The sequence below is a fragment of the uncultured Georgenia sp. genome, assembly GCF_937958535.1.
Classification (GTDB): domain Bacteria; phylum Actinomycetota; class Actinomycetes; order Actinomycetales; family Actinomycetaceae; genus Oceanitalea.
The window spans coordinates 10,509-28,765 of record NZ_CALGNQ010000058.1 but is presented as its reverse complement, the minus strand read 5'-3'; the positions used below and the strand labels follow the sequence as shown (position 1 = coordinate 28,765).

The window sequence follows — 18,257 nt, the reverse complement described above, 5'->3', positions numbered from 1 at the left end:
GCGGCGGTGGCCGTGGGTGCCCGGCCCTAGGATCGGTGCCCATGGCCACCGTCATCCTCGTCCGGCACGCCCGCAGCACCGCGAACACCAGCGGCGTCCTGGCCGGCCGTACCCCCGGGGTCGAGCTCGACGGGACGGGGCGGGAGCAGGCCGCGCGCACCGGCGAGCGGTTGGCCCCCGTCCCGCTCGTCACGGTCGTCACCAGCCCGCTGGAGCGGTGCCGCCAGACGGCGCAGGCCGTCGTCGAGCGGCAGCCGCGCCCGCTGCCGACCGTCGTGGAGGAGGACCTCACCGAGTGCGACTACGGCCGCTGGCAGGGTCGCAAACTCGCCGACCTCGCCACGGAGGAGCTGTGGTCGGTGGTGCAGCGGCAGCCCTCGGCCGCCGTCTTCCCCGACGGCGAGTCGCTCCTGGCGATGCACGCCCGGGCCGTCGGCGCCGTCCGGCGTATCGACGCCGCGGTGGAGGCCGAGCACGGCCGCGAGGCGGTGTGGGCGGCGGTCACCCACGGGGACCTGGTCAAGGCGGTGCTCGCCGACGCGCTGGGACTCCACCTCGACCTCTTCCAGCGCATCCACGTGCACCCGGGCTCGGTGTCCGTCGTCCGCTACACGCCCCAGCAGCCGCACGTCATCGCGATGAACACCGACGCCGGGGACCTCGGCTGGCTCACCGCCCCGCCCGACACCGCACCGGTCGGCGGCGGGGCCGGCCCGACGTCACCGACGCGCACCGGCTCGTAGCATGGAGCACGTGCCCCGCATCGTTCACACCTTCGACTGGCCCGACCGATTCGTCGTCGGCACCGTGGGACCACCAGGCTCACGCACCTTCTACCTCCAGGCACGCAGCGGGTCGCGCATGGTCAGCGTGGCCCTGGAGAAGGAGCAGTCGGCGGCGCTCGCCGCGAAGGTCGACGAGATCCTCGACGGTCTCATGGCCACGGAGGGCAACCCGGCCAGCGTCCCCGCCCAGGCCTCGGAGGCCCTCGTCGACGACGGCGACCTCGACCAGCCGGTGGAGGAGCAGTTCCGCGTCGGGATGATCAGCCTCGGCTGGGACCGCTCCACCTCGCAGGTCGTCATCGAGGCCCAGCCCGTCGAGCCCGTCGACCCCGAGACCCTGGAACCGGTGGCGTCCCAGCCGGAGGAGTCGCTCGTCGTGCGCATCCCGGTGGGCGCGGCCCGGGCCTTCGCCGAGCGGGCCCGCCGCGTGGTCGCCGCCGGACGGCCCCCGTGCCCGCTGTGCGGCGCACCGGTCGACCCGGAGGGTCACACCTGCGACCTGGACCTCGACCGGCCGTGACCCCCGACCTCGCCCCGGACGGCGAGATCGTCCTGGAGGCGCGGGTCCTCCCGGCGTCGAACGCCACCTTCGTCGGCCACATCGGGCAGGTGAAGGTCGTCTACAAGCCGGTGGCCGGCGAGCGGCCGCTGTGGGACTTCCCGGACGGGACCCTCGCCCGCCGCGAGGTGGCCGCCTACCTCCTGTCGGAGGCCTTCGGCTGGGACCTCGTCCCACGCACGTGGCTGTGCGACGGCCCGCTGGGGCCCGGGATGGCCCAGCTGTGGCGGCAGCCGGACCCCACCCAGCAGTCGGTCGTGCTCGTCCCGGCCGGAGAGGTGCCCGAGGGATGGTGCCACGTCCTGGACGGGGTCGACGAGCAGGACCGGCGGGTCGCCCTGGTCCACGAGGACTCCCCCGCGCTGCGGCGGATGGCCGTGTTCGACGTCGTCGCCAACAACGCAGACCGCAAGGGCGGTCACGTGCTGGAGATGCCGGGTGGCCACCGCCACGGCGTGGACCACGGGCTCACCTTCCACGTCGAGCACAAGCTCCGCACCGTGCTGTGGGGGTGGGCCGACCGTGACCTGGACGGCCTCGAGCGGGCCGCGCTCGACCGCGTCCGCGCCGCCCTGGACGGGGAGCTCGGCGCGGCCCTGGGCGAGCTGCTCACCGGTCCCGAGGTCGCGGCGACCGTCCGGCGCTGCGAGGAGCTGCTGGCGGCCGGGCGGCTGCCCGCGCCGCGCGCCGGGTACCCGGCGATCCCCTGGCCACCCTTCTGACCGCACGCCCTCCCATCCACCGGACCGGTCCGCCGGACCCCGCCCACCGGGCGGTCCCAGAACGCCTCCCTCGTCCAAAAGCACCACGCCGCCCCGTCGGATGGGCGATGGTGTCGCGGAGACATTCGACGACGAAAGGGTGGGCATGGGGATCGGCAGACGTCTGGCCGCGGCGGCGACGGCGGTGGTCGTGGCACTGACCGGCTTCCTGGTGGCGGCTCCGGCCCGCGCCGACGCCGAGACCTTCGACCTCGGGCGGTACACCCACGGCCCCAACTCCTACGTCGTCATCGACTTCGGCACCCTGACCCGGGACTGCGACCGCTTCTGGACGACGTCGGACATCTACGTCGTGCCGAGCGGCACCGTCTCCCGGGGCGATGCGCTGAGCGACGTCTCGGGCAGCCCCAACACGATCATGGGCACCTCGCTGGGCAGCGCCGTCCTCGGTGAGGTCATCGGCATCACCGCCCCCGGCGGCAGCATCGGGCCGGGCACCTACGACATCGTCGAGGACACCTGCCAGGACGGCGTGTTCGACGGCAGCGACACCATCCTGCGCGACGCCTTCGAGGTGGTCATCCCCACCGACGTCCCGGTGCTGCCCGACCCGCGGATCCAGCAGCTGAAGTCGGCGGCCACCGCACAGGCCGAGCACTGGACCTCCGCCGCCCAGGCCTACGCCCTCCTCTTCGCCGGGACGACGGCCTACTCGCTGGTCAGCGACGCACGGAACCTCGCCGGGTTCTACCTCACCTACGTGTGCAGCTTCCTGCCGTCGATCTCGGGCGGCCCCGTCGACGTCTACTGCCCCACCGTCGGCCCGCGCGACCTCATCCGCCTCCAGCTCGACGTCGTCAAGACGATCGTCGACCGCGCCTCCTACTACAACGGCATCGCCGCCGACCCGCCGGACCCCGACTTCGCCGCCCCCGCGGTGCCCGCCGCACGTCAGCGTTTCACCCCTCCCACCGACGGACCGCTGTGGCACGCCGTCGCCACCTGGGCCGACCACGTCAGCGACGTCACCGAGCTGTCCGGCGCCTTCCTCGGCTCGCTGGAGAAGTACCAGGGGGCAGCCCAGGCGGACGACGCCGCTGCCGCGCTCATGCACGCCCGGGACGTCCAGGCCTACGCCCGCCTCCTCAGCACCGCCCTCGCCAACGAGAGCAGCGCACTGACCACCGTCCGTGGCGGCGCGGGCAGCGGGATCAACCTCGACACCGCCGTCACGCGGGTGAAGAACGCACTCGCCGAGCTCGAGCGGAACGGGATGAGCCCCGACGACGAGCGCGAGCTGCGCAACCTCGGCGCCACCCCGGAGCAGCTCACCGCCATGGTCGAGGAGCTGCTCGACGCCCTCGACCCGTCCGCCGTACCGGGCTCGTTCACCGGCTACGTCAACACCAGCAACGCGGTCAACAACCAGATGTCCCAGGCGTACACCGACCTCGGGAACGCGATGAACGCGGTCATCGGCGAGCTCGAGCAGGTCGTCGCGGGCAGCGACGACACGCCCTACCCGCGCATCACCTCCACGAGCGTGCCGGGGTCGGTCCCCGTCGACACACCCCGCACCCTCGGCGTCACCTGCGCCGCCTGCGTGAGCGTCGAGTGGGACCTCGACGACGACGGAGCCTTCGACGACGCCACGGGGACCAGCATCACCCACACCTTCACCCGCCCGGGCCGCACCGTGGTGGGCGTCCGCGGGACCGACGCGGAGGGCCGGCAGACCGTGACCTTCGTCCGCACGAACGTCACGACGAGCAACCGCCCGCCGAGCAACGGGACGCCCACCCCGCCGGCCGACGCCGTCCTCGAGATCCCCATCGACGGCCGGCAGGAGCTCACCGTCGCCCCGTCCGACCCCGACGGCGACGAGCTCACCACCGAGTGGACGGTCGGTGACGCGGTCGTCGGCACGGGCACCAGCCACACGCTGAGCCTCACCGCGGACGACGCGGGACGCGCCCACACCGTCGTCGCGCACACCACCGACGGGCGGGGTCGGGCCGCCACCACGCGGTGGACAGCCGTGCCCGTCCACCCCGACGCCGACGGCGACGGGTGGCACAGCACCATCGACTGCGACGACGACGACCCTGCGGTCCACCCCGGGCGACCCGAGGTGCCCGGCAACGGGGTGGACGACGACTGCGACCCCGCGACACCGGACACCGGCCCACCCACCGCCGGCTTCGACCACGCCCCCACCCCGGGCATCGTCGGGGAGGAGGTGACGTTCACCGACACCTCGACCGACCCGGACGGCCCGATCGTCGAGCGCGCGTGGGACTTCGACGGCAACGGCACCACCGACGCCGACACCGCCGAGGTGACGTGGACCTTCGACACCGCCGGGCAGCACCCGGTCTCCCTCACCGTCACCGACAGCGACGGCACCACCGCGACGACCACCCGCACGGTGACCGTCACCGACCGCCCGGTCGCCGACTTCACGTTCGCCCCCTCCCCCGTCGACGCCGGCACCCCGGTGACCTTCACCGACACCTCACGCGACGCCGACGGCATCGCGGCGTGGGAGTGGGACTTCGACCACGACGGCGAGACGTTCACCGTCGACTCCGCCGAGCAGCACCCGCGGCACGTCCTCGACGCGTCGACCACCGTGGCGCTGCGTGTCACCGACACCCTGGGAGCCGTCTCGGACGTCGTGACGCGGGAGGTCACCGTCGTCGGCCCCACGTCCGCGGCGTTCAGCCCGCTGCCGGACACCGGTCTCGGGGACGTCGCCCGGGCGGAGCACGGCGGTGACGCCGTGCTGTGGAGCAGCCACCACGGCAGCCAGTCCGCCCACGAGCTCATCGACACGGACTACCCGAGCAGCGAGGTCGGGTGGGCCACCGCCGCCGGGCTGGTCACCAACCAGTGGGCGGTCATCGACCTCGGCGCCACCTGGCAGGTCGAGGCGGTCGCCGTCCAGCCCGGGTCGTCCTCCACCCAGCGCCCGCGCGACGTCCGCTTCGCGTTCTCGCACGCCCCGAGCGGCTTCACCGCCGTCACCGGCACCGAGCTGGCGAACACCGCCGAGCTCCAGCGCATCGACCTCGAGCGCCCGGCCACCGGCCGCTACGTGCGGTTCGACGCACTGAACAACCGCGGGCACAGCACACACATCGTCACCAACCGGGTCCAGGTGCTCACCGGCCAGGTCGGCGGCGCCACGGTGGAGTTCACCGACCGGTCCGTCGCCTCGACCGGCGAGATCGCCGCATGGCACTGGGACTTCGGCGACGGCGCCACGTCCGACGAGCAGCACCCCACGCACACCTACGCAGAGCCCGGCGACTACACCGTCACCCTGACCGTCACCGACTCCTCCGGCACCACTGCGCGGACCAGCCTGCGCCAGCGGGTGGTCCCTCCGCTGCCCGAGGCGACGTTCACCTTCCCCGGGACCGTCGACGAGGCCGCCTCGGCACGCTTCACCGACACCACCCCCGTCGACGGACGTGCCGTCGTCCACCGGCGCTGGGAGTGGGGCGACGGGCTGCCCGACACCACCGGGTCGGCCAGCCCGACCCACTCCTTCGCCGACGACGGGGCGTACGAGGTCACCCTGACCGTCGTGGACTCCTTCGGGATGACGACGAGCACCACCCGCACCGTGGAGGTGCGGAACCGGCCGCCGACGGCATCGGCCGGTCCGGGCTACCGCTCGCCCGTCTGGGAGGTCGAGCCCGGTGTCGTCGGGGTCCGCTGGACCCCGAGCTCGTCCGTCAACGACCCGAGCAGCATCGACCGGCAGACCCTGCGCTGCGTGTGGGACTACGGCGACGGCAGCGAGGTCCACGTGGTCCAGCCGTGCTCCTCGACCACCGTGCGAGTGCCGCACGTCTACCCCGTCGGGGAGTACACCGCCACGCTGACGGTCACCGACAAGGACGGCGGGCAGGCGACGAGCACGGTGCAGGTGGTGGCCGAACAGGCGGCGACCTACCTCAGCGTGCACCCGGTCCCCGGCAGCGCCGGCGGCGGGTCCGTCACTGCGCGCGTCAAGCTGTGGAACACCCTCGAGTACCGGCCGATCGGCGGTGAGGAGGTCACCGTCACCCTCGGCGGCACCAGCCGCACCGTGACGACGGACGGCGACGGCGAGGCGACCGTCCTCCTCCCACTCGGCGCAGACCGCGGCCTGACCGCGACGTACGACGGCAGCGACGACTACCTGCCCTCCTCCGACGCGGTCGAGGTCCCGACCACGCAGCTGCCACCCGGGGACGTCGTCTTCACCGTCGACGAGTCCGGGAGCATGGGCAGCGTCCAGGCCCGGATCCGGGAGAACGTCGTGCGGATCGCCAACCAGCTGGCCGCGGAGCTCGACTACCAGATCGGTGTCATGGGCTTCGGCGGCTCGGTCGAGCGCCGCGACGGCGGACCGGTGTACCTGCCCCGCATCCTCGTGCCGGCCACCGACGACCTCGACGACGTCGCCGCCGCAGCCGCCCGGCTGCTGACCAACGGTGGCACGGAGCCCGGGATCAACGCCGTCATCGACGCGCTCGGACCCGACGTCGGGCTGCGACCCGGTGCCGGGAAGTGCGTCGTCCTCGTCGGGGACGAACCGACCCAGCAGCACCAGGTGACCCCGGCGGACGCCGCGGCCGCGCTCGAGGCGCACGGCGCCATCCTGTTCTCGATCATCACCGTCGACCACCGCACCACGGCCTACCAGGAGCTCGCCACCAACAGTGGCGGCGCGTACTTCGACATCCGGGAGTTCGCCGACGACCCCGAGCCGGTGCTCCAGGCGCTGCTCGGCTCCTGCTCCGAGGCCCTCGTCCAGCGTCCGGACCTCGCGGTGTCCGTCGACGACGCCCGCTCCGAGGTGAGCGCCGAGGAGATCCTCACCTACGCCGTCGCAGTGGACAACGTCGGCCCGGTGGCCGCGAGCGGGGTCGGGCTCACCGTCACGCTGCCCCCGGGGCTGACCTTCGTGTCCGCGAGCGACGACGGCACCGCCGCGGGCGAGACCGTGACCTGGCCTGCCTTCGCCGTGCCCGCCCGCGACGGGGTAGTGCGCACCGTCACGGTGCGGGTCGACCCGGACGTCGTCGTGGGCCAGACGTTGAGCGTCTCCGCCGCCGCCTTCGACGACGGCGCGCACGGCACCGACCTCACCCCGGCGAACAACGTCGCATCCGACACCGACACCGTCGTCGCGGTGCCGACGCTCACGCTCGTCACCGACGTGGTCAACGACGACGGCGGCACCGCCGTGGCCGGCGACGTCACCGTCGAGGTGAGCGACGGCACCGGCGTCGTCGTCAGCCTGCCCGGTGCGGCGGACGGCACGACGTCCGCCCTGACGGCGGGCAGCTACACGGTGGACGGGGGCTGGCTGGCCGGGTACACGACCGCGCTGGGCGGCGACTGCGCCCCCGACGGCCGGGTCGACCTCGCGGCCGGCGGCGCGTACACGTGCATCGTCACCCACGACGACGTCGCGGGCTCGCTCACCGTGACGCTCGACGTCCTTGCATCCGGCCTCGGGCTGTTCTCGGTGCCGGCGGGCTTCGCGCTCACCGTGGACGAGGAGCCGGCGCAGTTCGGTGAGCCGGTGCCGCTGCCGGCGGGCAGCCACCGGGTCGGTGTCACCGCTCCCGACGGCTACCGGGTGGAGATCGGCGGGGCGTGTGCGAGCGACGGCACCGTGGACATCGGCCTCGCCGAGCACGCGGAGTGCGGCGTGACGGCAACCCCCGACGACCCGACCGAGGAGCCCACCGAGGACCCCACCGAGCAGCCGACCGAGGACCCGACCGAGGACCCGACCGAGGACCCGACCGAGGACCCGACCGACGATCCCACGGCCGACCCGACGATCGACCCGACGTCGCCACCCACGCACGACCCCACGACCGAGCCGACAGGCACCTCCACGGGCCGCGCCGACGCCGCGGTCGGAGGTACCCGCGGCGGCGACCGCACCGGTGAGGGGCCGGCGATGCCGTCCACGGGCAGCGGTCCGGTGGCCGCCTGGGTCACCCTCGCCGGACTGCTCGTCCTGCTCGGCGTGCTCGCCCGGCGCCGGGTGCAGGCCGCCCGGCTCCCCCGCGGCGAGCGGTAGCGGCCGCCCCGGGCCGCGGGATGCTCAGCGTCCTGCGGCCCGTGCCCGCAGCGCGCGCTCGAGGTCGTCGAGCTGCTCCACGACGCACCGCCGCAGCCCCGCCGGTGCGTCGGGATGGTCGGTGAGCCAGCGGCGGGTCCGGGCCACGACCCGGTGGTCCGGGCCGGCCTCGGCGTCGGCGACCCAGGCCGGGTACAGCCTGATGACCAGGCGCTCGGCGATCTCGATCGACCGGCCCGCCCAGACCGGCTCGAGCAGCGCGAAGTAGGCCTCGACGTACGGCTCGAGCAGGTCGGCGTGCAGTGGTTGGCTGAACCCGGTCAGGACGGCGTCGACCTCGTCGTTGGACAGGTCGCTCTCGCCCGGCGTGGGGTCGGTGCCCGGTGCGGGCAGCCCGAGCTCGGCCCAGGCACGAGCCTTGACCGCGGCCTCGGGACGGCCCGCGAGCGCAGCGCGGTGCGCCAGCCGGGTGGTCGCGGTCTCCTCGCGGCGCAGCTCGTCGGCCAGCTCCTCGGGGTCCGCCTGCCCGACGGCGGCCAGCGCCTGCCACAGCGACCATCGCAGCTCGGGGTCCAGGCGGAGCCCCTCGACTGCGCCGGCGAGCACCTCCCGCACGTGCGGTGCCGCCTCCGGGGAACGGGCCGCCGCGTCGGCGAAGGCCCGTGCCCACACCAGCTGCAGGTCCGACCCGGGATCGCGCCGGAGCAGCTGGTCATGCGTCTCCTGGGCGAGCAGCGCCCGCGCCCCGGCGCGCCGGTCCGTGGGCAGGTAACGCTCCACCGCCGTCGCGGCGTGGGCGAGCAGGTCGCGGACGATGCCGACCTCCGTCTCGGCCGGCAGCTGCGACGCCACGGCGTCGAGGAAACGCTCGGCCGGGAGCAGGGCGTCGCGCGTGGCGTTCCACAACGCCGACCAGAGCACCGCCCGGGAGAGCGGCCGCTCCAGGCTGCCCCCGGCGCGCAGCGCACTCGCCGTACTGCGGTCGTCGAGCCGCACCTTGGCGTAGGTGAGGTCGTCGTCGTTGACGAGGACGAGGTCCGGCTCGGGGATGCCGACCGCCTCGGGGACCTCGGTGACCTCGCCCGTCACGTCGGTCTCGAGCCGGTGGGTGCGGACCAGGGCACCGTGCTCGTCCCGGGAGTAGCACCCGACGACGAGCCGGTGGTCGCGCAGCACCCCGCCCGCGTCCTCCTGCCGGACCCGCAGCGCCGTCACCCGGCCGTCGGCCGCGTCGACCTCCGCGGTGAGGATGGAGGGGCCGGTGGACTCCAGCCACTGGGCGCTCCACGCCGAGAGGTCACGGCCCGAGCTCTCCTCCAGCGCCGCGAGCAGGTCCGGCAGCGTCGTGCTGCCCCAGGCGTGCCGCCGGAAGTACGTGCGTGCCCCGGCGAAGAAGGCGTCCTGGCCGACGAACGCGACGAGCTGCTTGAGCACCGAGGCGCCCTTGGCGTAGGTGATCCCGTCGAAGTTCTGCTTCGCCGCCTCGAGGTCCGGGATGTCGGCGACCACCGGGTGGGTCGTGGGCAGCTGGTCCTGCCGGTAGGCCCAGGCCTTGCGCCGCAGCGCGAAGGTCGTCCAGGCACCGCTGAACCGGGTGGCCTGCGCGGTGGCGTGGGTGCCCATGTAGTCCGCGAAAGACTCCTTGAGCCACAGGTCGTCCCACCAGCGCATGGTCGTCAGGTCGCCGAACCACATGTGGGCCATCTCGTGGAGGATGGTCGTGGCCCGGGCCTCCCGCTGCGCCGCGGTGGCCTGGGAACGGAACAGGTACCGCTCGGTGAAGGTCACCAGCCCGGGGTTCTCCATGGCCCCGAGGTTGTACTCCGGTACCAGCACCTGGTCGTACTTGCCCCACGGGTAGGGGTAGTCGAAGGCGTCGTGGAAGAGGTCCAGGCCCTGGCGGGTGACCTCGAGGAACTCCTCCGCGTCGAGGTAGGGCGCCAGCGAAGCGCGGCACCACAGCCCCAGCGGGACGTCGAGCCGGGAGCCGTCGGCGAGCACCCGCGACCAGTGCCCCTCCTCCCGGTGGTAGGGCCCGGCGACCACGGCCGTGATGTACGTCGACATCGGCGGGGTGGGGGCGAAGGTCCACGTGCGGGAGCCGTCGTCGCTGTCCGTGACGTGCTGCGGTGCCGAGTTGGACAGCACGTGCCACTGCGCCGGGGCGGTGACGACGAAGGTGTAGGGGGCCTTGAGGTCGGGCTGCTCCATGGTGGCGAACACCCGGCGGGCGTCGGCCGGCTCGTACTGGGTGTAGAGGTAGGTCTGCCCGTCGACCGGGTCGACGAAGCGGTGCAGCCCCTCCCCCGTCCGCGAGTAGCGGCCCTCGGCCCGGACGACGACGGTCGTCTCCTTCCCGTCGGTGCGCAGGTCCTCCAACTGGACACGCCCGTCCACGTACCGGACGGGCCGGTCCTCGCCGTCGACGACGACGGCGTGCACCGCCGAGCCGATGAAGTCCAGCCACGTCGCGGGGGCGGTGGTCGTCAGCCGCAGCGTCGTGGTCGTCGGGAAGGTGCTCGTCGCGGCGTCGCGGGCGGCGCGCAGGTCGAGCTCGACCGTGTATGCGTGGAGGGTCACGTGGCCGGCGCGCTCGCGGGTCTCTGCCCTGGTCAGGTTGCTCACAGGAGGAGCAAAGCACGACGGCGGCCGGCGCGGCGACGCGACCGGGCGCGGCAGCCCCGCACGGTGCCATGCTGGACCGGTGACCGGTGACCTGCGTGTGACGTCCCGGGTGGTGCTGCCCGAGGAGGAGCTCCAGTGGCGCTTCTCCCGCGCCTCGGGGCCCGGTGGTCAGGGGGTGAACACGACCGACTCGCGCGTCGAGCTCAGTGTCGACGTCGCCCGCACGCCTGCGCTCAGCGACCGGCAGCGCGACCGGGTGCTCACGGCACTCGCGGGCCGGTTGGTGGACGGCAGGCTCACCGTCACCGCGGCCGAGCACCGCTCCCAGCTGCGCAACCGGCGGGTGGCGGCCGAGCGCCTGGCGCAGGTGCTGCGCGAGGCGCTGGCACCCCCACCGCCGCGCCGGCGCCCCACCCGCCCCACCGCGGGCTCCCGGCGCCGGCGCGCGCAGGCCAAGGCCCGCCGCAGCGAGATCAAGGCGCTACGTCGGCGTCCTTCCGAGTGAGCACGGCGGCGAGCGCGTCCCCCACCGCGCCGGTCGCGGTCGCGGCACCCGCCGCGACGAGCTGCGACGGCGCAGCCATGAGCGGCGCGAGCAGGCGGCCGGCGAGCGGGCCCATCACCTCCAGACCCGCCCGGGCCCGTTCCTCGCTCTCCCAGAGGTTGACCACGACCTCGCGGTCCTCGTCCACCCTGACGGTGAGGGTTCCGACGAAGCCCGGCTGCATGGCGTGCACCTCGGCGAACTCGGCCAGCCGGTCGCGCGCCTCGGCGACACGCTCCCGTTCCATCGTGTTGACCCGGACGACGGCGTACATCTCATCCTCCCCTTCCACGGACTGTCGGTGCCCGGGAGGCGTACGGTCCGGATGAACAACGGTCACGCGGCTGCGCCGCTGCGGGAGCGGTGCCGAGCGGCGACGGGGACCGGGACCCTTCCCAAGATGTGATCCACGACATATCGTCGAGGGCAGGGCCGGCTCGAGGAGGAGCCGGCTCCCGGCCACTACCCGGCAGCCCGAGACACGAAGGAGTCCTCGTTCATGACCACCGAGACCGACGTCACGAGGGACACCAGCACCGCGCCCGGCACGTACGCCGCACCCGGCACCGAGGGCGCGCTGATGAGCTACCAGAAGCGCTACGACAACTACATCGGCGGACAGTGGGTACCGCCGGTCAAGGGACAGTACTTCCAGAACCCGAGCCCGGTGGACGGCCAGGTGTTCACCGAGGTGGCACGCAGCACCGCGGAGGACGTCGAGCTGGCGCTCGACGCCGCCCACGCCGCGGCTCCCGCCTGGGGCCGCACCTCGGTCGCCGAGCGCGCGCTGGTCCTCCACCGGATCGCCGACCGGATGGAGGAGAACCTGGAGGCGCTCGCCGTCGCCGAGACGTGGGAGAACGGCAAGCCGATCCGCGAGACGCTCAACGCCGACCTCCCGCTGGCGATCGACCACTTCCGCTACTTCGCCGGCGCCATCCGCGCGCAGCAGGGCGGCATCTCCCAGCTCGACGACGACACCGTGGCCTACCACTTCCACGAGCCGCTCGGTGTGGTCGGGCAGATCATCCCGTGGAACTTCCCCATCCTCATGGCCACGTGGAAGCTCGCCCCCGCCCTGGCGGCGGGCAACGCCGTCGTGCTCAAGCCGGCCGAGCAGACCCCCGCCTCGATCCTCTACCTCATCTCCCTCATCGGGGACCTGCTGCCCGACGGCGTGGTCAACATCGTCAACGGCTTCGGCACGGAGGCGGGCAAACCGCTGGCCTCGAACCCGCGGATCGCCAAGGTGGCCTTCACCGGTGAGACGACGACGGGGCGGCTCATCATGCAGTACGCCTCGCAGAACATCATCCCGGTGACCCTGGAGCTCGGCGGCAAGTCGCCCAACATCTTCTTCCCCGACGTCATGGCGGCCGACGACGACTACCTCGACAAGGCGCTCGAGGGCTTCACCATGTTCGCCCTCAACCAGGGTGAGGTCTGCACCTGCCCGTCGCGCGCGCTGATCCACGAGTCGATCTACGACGAGTTCATGTCCCGGGCGCTGCCCCGGGTCGAGGCGATCAAGCGGGGCCACCCGCTCGACCCGGCGACGATGGTGGGTGCCCAGGCCTCCACCGACCAGTTCGAGAAGATCAGGAGCTACCTCGACATCGGACGCCAGGAGGGCGCCGAGGTGCTCGCCGGCGGCGACGTCGACCGGGTCGAGGGACTCGAGGGCGGGTACTACATCCAACCCACCGTCTTCAAGGGCCACAACAAGATGCGGATCTTCCAGGAGGAGATCTTCGGCCCGGTCCTGTCGGTCACCACCTTCAAGGACTTCGACGACGCCATCGAGATCGCCAACGACACCCTCTACGGTCTCGGCGCCGGGGTGTGGAGCCGTGACGCGAACACGATGTACCGCGCCGGCCGCGCCATCCAGGCCGGCCGGGTGTGGACGAACACCTACCACCAGTACCCGGCGCACGCGGCGTTCGGCGGGTACAAGCAGTCGGGCATCGGGCGGGAGAACCACCTGATGATGCTCGAGCACTACCAGCAGACGAAGAACCTCCTCGTCTCCTACGCCCCCAAGCCGCTGGGCTTCTTCTAGACCGACCGGGCCCGGGGCCGCCCGCGGGCGGCCCCGGGTGCCCCACGGACTCTCCCCACCAGGAGGACGGATGAACGTCATCGTCCCGCGCGTCGCGGCGCTGCCGGCCGCGATGGAGCTCCTCGACCGGCTGCGCGATCAGCACGGGCCGCTGATGATGCACCAGTCGGGCGGCTGCTGCGACGGCTCCTCACCGATGTGCTACCCGCAGGGGGAGTTCGTCGTCGGGGACCGGGAGATCCTCCTCGGCGTGCTCGACCTGCGGCTCTTCCCCGGACAGACCCGACCGGACGCGCCCGACGACGCCGATGGCGTGCCGGTGTGGATCTCGGCGCCGCAGTTCGACGCCTGGAAGCACACCCAGCTCGTCCTGGACGTCGTGCCCGGTCGCGGTGCCGGGTTCAGCCTCGAGGGCCCTGAGGGGGTGCGCTTCCTCACCCGCTCCCGCGTCTTCAACGACGCCGAGCTGCGCGCCCTGGAGGAGCAGCCGGTGCTCACCGGCGCCGACTGGGAGGCGGGGGCACGGCCGCCGGCCGCCACCCACCCGCAGGTCGTCACGGACGTCGCCGACGCCTGCGCGATCCCCGGCGGCTGAGCGGAGCACTACTGTCGTGCGCATGACCGTCTTCGTCGTCGAGTACACCTACGACACGTCCCGTACCCAGGACCTGGCCACGCTGCGGCCCCGGCACCGGGAGTTCCTCGGCCGCCTCCACGAGGAGGGCACGCTGCTCGCCTCCGGGCCGTGGCTCGACAACGCGGCCCCGGGGGCGCTCCTCCTCGTCCGCGCGCGCGACGTGGCCGGGGCCCAGCACCTGCTCGACGACGACCCGTTCCACCGGGCCCACCTCATCACCCGCCGCACGGTGCGGCCCTGGAACCCGGTCGTGGGCGCCTTCGCCGAGCACGCGTCGCACTAGTCCGGCTCGTCTGTTACTGGTGGACCATGGACGAGTTCTGGCCCGTGCTCAAGTGGATCATCGCCGTCGCCTCCGCGGGCGCGGCGGTCCTGCTGGTCATGGCGGTCGTCAACGTCGCGGTGACCCGGACGAGGGGGCGGCTGCCCGGGCTGTGGCACGGCTGGCTGCGGGTGCGCCGGCCGCTCGCCGCGCTGCTGCTGGCGATCGCCCTGCGGATCTCCTTCGCCGCCACCGCCGACCGTGGCACCGCCCGCGACGTCGGGATGCATGTCCTGCTCGTCGCCACCATCGCCTCGGCCGTCTGGCTGGCCGCGACCCTCGTGCTCGCCTGGATGGAACACGCCCAACAGCGCGTGGTGGCGCGCAAGCAGGACGACCGGGAGCGGCGGCGGGCCCGCACCCAGATGCAGCTCATCCGCCGGCTCGTCAACGTCGCCTTCGTCATCATCGGGGTGGCGATGGTGCTCCTCACCTTCCCGGGTGTGGAGCGGGTCGGCACGACGATCCTCGCCTCGGCCGGCCTGCTCAGCGTCGTCGTCGGCATCGCCGCGCAGACCAGCCTGGGCAACCTCTTCGCCGGACTGCAGCTCGCCTTCACCGACGCCATCCGCATCGGCGACATCGTCGAGGTCGACGGCACGTGGAGCACCGTCGAGGACATCACCCTGACCTACGTCGTCGTGAGCATCTGGGACGAGCGGCACAAGGTGCTGCCGTCGACCTTCTTCACCACCGAGCCCTTCATCAACTGGAGCCGCACCGGGGACAGCGTCACCGGCGTCGTCCACTTCGAGCTCGACTGGCGGACCGACTTCGCCGGTATGCGGGCGGCGTTCGACGAGTTCGTCGCCGGGCACCCGGCGTGGGACGGGCGGGCCAAGTCGCTCCTCGTCACCGACTCCACGGGCGGAAAGGTCACCGTCCGTGCCCTCGTCACCACGGCGAACACGAGCGACGACTGGACCCTGCGCTGCGCCGTCCGGGAGCACCTCGTCGTCTGGCTGCGGGAGCACAACCCCGAGGCGCTGCCCGTGCAGCGCGTGGCGCTGCCGCCCTACACGGACAGCGAGCTCGTCGCGGGAAGGCGGGACTGATGGCGCTGCACGTCGTGCGTGTCTACGACGCGGAGCGGGCGGTGGGCCACCGGGTGCTCGTGGACCGGCTCTGGCCGCGCGGGATCCGCAAGGAGGTCGTGGACACGTGGCTGAAGGAGGTGGCCCCCTCCACCGGGCTGCGCCGGTGGTTCGACCACGTCCCGGAGCGCTACCCGGAGTTCGTCCGCCGCTACCGCGAGGAGCTGGTGGGCAGCACGGCACTGGCCGAGCTGCGCCGTATCGTCGCCGAGCACGAGGACGTCACCCTGCTCTACTCGGCGCGGGACACCGAGCACAACCAGGCCGTCGTGCTCGCCGACTACCTGCGTGACTGACGCGCGGTTCGCGTCGTCGGCGTGGCCGTCGTCGGGTCCTCGGGCCACGGGTGCTTGGGGTAGCGCCCGCGCAGCTCGGCCCGCACCCGCGGGTACCCGGTGCGCCAGAACCCGGCGAGGTCGGCCGTGACGGCGGCGGGACGCCGGGCCGGGGAGAGCAGCTCGAGCACGAGCGGCACCCGCCCGCCGGCCAGGGCCGGGGCGCCGCGCCAGCCGAAGACCTCCTGGATCCGGACCGCGAGCGTGGGCCGGGCCGGGTCGGAGTAGTCCACCCGCAGCGCGGACCCGGTGGGCACGGTGACCCGCTCGGGGGCGAGCTCGTCGAGGCGGGCCGCCTCCGGCCACGGCAGCAGCCGGCGCAGCGCGCTCGTCGTGTCGAGCCGCGCCAGGTCCCGGTCGCTGCGCACCCGCTGCAGGTCCGGGCCGAGCCACTGCGCCACACGGTCGAGCAGGGCCTCGTCGGAGACGTCGGGCCACGGCTCCCCCAGCGCGGCGTGGAGGAACGCCAGCCGCTCGCGCAGCGAGACCGCCGCGGCGGGCCACGGCACCAGCCCGAGCCCCGCGGCACGCAGCCCGTCGCGCACCGCGGCGGTGACGCGCTCCGGGGCGGGGCGGGCCAGCGGTTCGGCCGCGAGCTCGATCGCGCCCAGCCGCTCCACCCGTCGCGCGACGAGCCGCCCGTCGCGCCAGGCGACGTCCTCCACCGTGGCGAGGAGGTTGGCCCCCGCCTCCCGGGCGGTCGCCTCGTCGATCGGGGCGGCCGCCCGGATGACGGCGTCGGCCTGGCCCGGCGCGCGGGTCGCCTCCGCGACGGCGAGCCACTCGCTGCCGGCCAGTGCGCCGCCGGCGAACCGGGCCCCCGCCCCGGACGCGAGCAGGTAGTGCTCGGAACCGGTCCGGCGGCGGGCGATGCGGTCGGGGTGGGCGAGCGCCGTCACCAGCCCGACGGCGAGGTCGAGGTCGGCGACCGGCTCGTGGGGTGGCGCCGGTCGGGTGGTGCGCAGCAGCCGCTCCCACCGGTCGGCCTCCCGGCGCCACGTGTCGCCGCGGCCGGCCTGGGCCCGGCGCCTGCGCAGCACCGCGGTGAGGTCGACGTCGCCGGGACCGCCGTCGTCGGCGAGCAGCGCGACCACCTCGGCCGCGGTCCGCGGCCCGACCAGCGCGGCGCCGTCGAGTAGTGCCCGCGCCAGCCGCGGGTCGGTGCCCAGCGCGGCGATGTCGCGGCCCCGGCCGGTGACCGTGCCGTCGGGCGTCAACGCCCCGAGCTCGGCGAGCGTGGTGTGGGCGGCGGAGACGGCGGCCGGGGGCGGCGGGTCGAGCAGGGCGAGCCCCGCTCCCCCGGGCGCGCCCCATACAGCGAGCTCGAGCAGCGGCCCGGTGAGGTCGGCGGTGTGGATCTCCGGCTGCGGGTGCCGCGCGAGCCGGGCGTGCTCGGCGGCCGACCAGCAGCGGTACACCGTCCCGGGCCCCTGCCGGCCGGCGCGGCCGGCACGCTGCTCGGCCGCTGCCTGGCTGACGCTGCGGGTGACCAGCCCGGCCAGCCCGCGGTGATGGTCGGTGCGCGGCTCGCGTGCCAGCCCGCTGTCCACGACCACCCGCACCCTGGGCACGGTGAGGGAGGACTCGGCCACCGCCGTCGACACGACCACCCGACGTTCCCCGGCGGGTCGCAGCGCACGGTCCTGCTCGGCGCCGGGGAGGCGGCCGTGCAGGGGCAGGACTGTCACCCCGGGGAGTGTGCCCCGTAGGCGGCGGACGACGTCGTCCACCTCCCGGGCGCCCGGCAGGAAGACGAGCACGTCGCCCTCCTGCTCGGCCACGGCCCGGCCGACCACCTCGGCGACGTGCCCGAGGAAGGCCGGGCTGGTCCCGCCGGGCACGAGCCGGGCCGCGGTGCGCGGGGGCGGGCACCACACCGTGGCGACCGGGTGCAGCGCACCGGGCACGGTGACCACCGTGGCCCGCGGCCCGAGGAGGGCGGCCACCCGGTCGGCCTCGACCGTCGCCGACATCGCCACGACGGCGAGGTCCTCCCGCAGGGCCGCGCGGACCTCGACGAGCATGGCGAGGAGCAGGTCGGTGTCGACCTGCCGCTCGTGCACTTCGTCGAGCACCACCGCCCGCACGCCGGGCAGCTCCGGGTCGCCCTGCAGCCGGCGCAGCAGGGTGCCGGCGGTGACGAACTCCACGAGCGTGTCGGGACCGCTGCGCCGTTGGCCGCGCACCGCGAAGCCGCTCGTCGCCCCGACCGGCTGGTCCAGCAGGTCGGCGAGGCGCCGGGCCGCCGCGCGCGCGGCGATCCGCCGCGGCTGCGTCACCACGACCCGTCCCCCCAGGGCGACCGACAGGGCGGGCGGCACGAGGGTCGTCTTGCCGCTGCCGGGCGGGGACTGCAGCACCGCCACGCCGTGGGCACGCACGGCCGCGGAGAGCTCGGCGAGCCCCGCGGTGACCGGGAGGGCGGGCGGGGCGGTGAGGAGGGAGGACAGGACGGCGGACACCCCGCCAGTGTGCCGC

13 protein-coding genes are annotated in these 18,257 nt (G+C 74.0%); 10 read left to right on the top strand and 3 right to left on the bottom strand.

Going from position 1 to position 18,257, the window contains the following annotated elements; genetic code table 11:
* The first annotated feature begins 41 nt into the window (after positions 1-41).
* From Q0195_RS03585 to Q0195_RS03570, 4 genes are all read left to right on the top strand, one after another.
* Positions 42-743, top strand: a complete 702-nt coding sequence (locus Q0195_RS03585) for an MSMEG_4193 family putative phosphomutase (protein WP_299274664.1) — start codon at positions 42-44, stop codon at positions 741-743.
* A 10-nt stretch (positions 744-753) separates the two neighbouring features.
* Positions 754-1,305 carry a DUF3090 domain-containing protein gene (locus Q0195_RS03580; RefSeq protein WP_299274661.1) on the top strand — a complete coding sequence of 184 codons (552 nt, stop codon included), beginning with the start codon at positions 754-756 and terminating at the stop codon, positions 1,303-1,305.
* Complete coding sequence (locus Q0195_RS03575; RefSeq protein ID WP_299274658.1) at positions 1,302-2,066, top strand: SCO1664 family protein; 765 nt, start codon at positions 1,302-1,304, stop codon at positions 2,064-2,066. Before Q0195_RS03580 ends, Q0195_RS03575 begins: the two co-directional genes overlap by 4 nt.
* A 145-nt stretch (positions 2,067-2,211) precedes the next feature.
* Positions 2,212-8,160 (top strand): PKD domain-containing protein, encoded by a 5,949-nt coding sequence (locus Q0195_RS03570; RefSeq protein ID WP_299274655.1) that lies wholly within the window; start codon positions 2,212-2,214, stop codon positions 8,158-8,160.
* 24 nt (positions 8,161-8,184) lie between these two features.
* Here Q0195_RS03570 and pepN read toward each other — a convergent pair whose 3' ends face one another.
* Positions 8,185-10,785 (bottom strand): aminopeptidase N, encoded by a 2,601-nt coding sequence (pepN, locus tag Q0195_RS03565; RefSeq protein ID WP_299274652.1) that lies wholly within the window; start codon positions 10,783-10,785, stop codon positions 8,185-8,187.
* A gap of 79 nt (positions 10,786-10,864) precedes the next feature.
* Between pepN and arfB the strand changes: the two genes are divergently transcribed.
* Positions 10,865-11,290 (top strand): alternative ribosome rescue aminoacyl-tRNA hydrolase ArfB, encoded by a 426-nt coding sequence (arfB, locus tag Q0195_RS03560; RefSeq protein ID WP_299274649.1) that lies wholly within the window; start codon positions 10,865-10,867, stop codon positions 11,288-11,290.
* On the opposite strand, the gene Q0195_RS03555 is transcribed toward arfB, so the two are convergent.
* On the bottom strand, positions 11,259-11,621 hold the full coding sequence (locus Q0195_RS03555) for an antibiotic biosynthesis monooxygenase (protein ID WP_299274646.1): 363 nt from the start codon (positions 11,619-11,621) through the stop codon (positions 11,259-11,261). The two genes, arfB and Q0195_RS03555, sit on opposite strands and share 32 nt — an antisense overlap.
* A 207-nt stretch (positions 11,622-11,828) precedes the next feature.
* Between Q0195_RS03555 and adh the strand changes: the two genes are divergently transcribed.
* From adh to Q0195_RS03530, 5 genes are all read left to right on the top strand, one after another.
* The gene (adh, locus tag Q0195_RS03550; protein ID WP_299274643.1) at positions 11,829-13,391 is read left to right on the top strand and encodes an aldehyde dehydrogenase; all 1,563 of its coding nucleotides are present in this window, start codon (positions 11,829-11,831) and stop codon (positions 13,389-13,391) included.
* Positions 13,392-13,461: 70 nt separating this feature from the next.
* Positions 13,462-13,986, top strand: coding sequence for a DUF779 domain-containing protein (locus Q0195_RS03545; protein WP_299274641.1), 525 nt, complete (start codon positions 13,462-13,464; stop codon positions 13,984-13,986).
* Positions 13,987-14,008: 22 nt separating this feature from the next.
* A complete protein-coding gene (locus tag Q0195_RS03540; protein ID WP_299274637.1) occupies positions 14,009-14,311 on the top strand; it encodes a YciI family protein in 303 nt (100 codons plus the stop codon).
* A gap of 26 nt (positions 14,312-14,337) precedes the next feature.
* The gene (locus tag Q0195_RS03535; RefSeq protein ID WP_299274634.1) at positions 14,338-15,405 is read left to right on the top strand and encodes a mechanosensitive ion channel domain-containing protein; all 1,068 of its coding nucleotides are present in this window, start codon (positions 14,338-14,340) and stop codon (positions 15,403-15,405) included.
* Positions 15,405-15,740 (top strand): DUF488 family protein, encoded by a 336-nt coding sequence (locus Q0195_RS03530; protein WP_299274631.1) that lies wholly within the window; start codon positions 15,405-15,407, stop codon positions 15,738-15,740. The genes Q0195_RS03535 and Q0195_RS03530 overlap by 1 nt, the downstream gene beginning before the upstream one ends.
* On the opposite strand, the gene hrpB is transcribed toward Q0195_RS03530, so the two are convergent.
* Entirely contained in the window at positions 15,725-18,241 is a 2,517-nt protein-coding gene (hrpB, locus tag Q0195_RS03525) for an ATP-dependent helicase HrpB (RefSeq protein WP_299274624.1), read from the bottom strand. The genes Q0195_RS03530 and hrpB overlap by 16 nt on opposite strands.
* Positions 18,242-18,257 lie beyond the last annotated feature (16 nt).